At 61.0% G+C, this 236-nt stretch carries 1 pseudogene; it reads left to right on the top strand.

From position 1 onward, the window contains the following. A pseudogene (locus tag SB816_RS34970) lies at positions 1-236 on the top strand (MFS transporter); the annotation flags it as partial.

Genomic DNA, 236 nt, shown 5'->3' with positions numbered 1-236 from the left:
CTGCAACCCAGCTTGCGGGCATTCCGGGCCGCATTCTGCTGCCGTGGATCAGCGATCGCTTCCGGTCCGGTCTCCGCGGTCAATCATTCGGCCGCGTATCCATCATTGCCGCAGGCGCTGCCGCAATCCTGGCGGTTCTGCCCGTCAGCACTCCATCAGCAGTGATCCTGTTCGTGCTTGTCATCCTGGGGATATTCGGCATCGGATGGTTTCCGCTTTACCTCCTGGAAATCGCG

The organism is Achromobacter sp. SIMBA_011, assembly GCF_046535435.1.
In the GTDB taxonomy this organism is placed as follows: domain Bacteria; phylum Pseudomonadota; class Gammaproteobacteria; order Burkholderiales; family Burkholderiaceae_B; genus Achromobacter; species Achromobacter dolens.
Note: the sequence above shows the minus strand (reverse complement) of the source record. Positions and strands in the feature narration are given on the sequence as shown.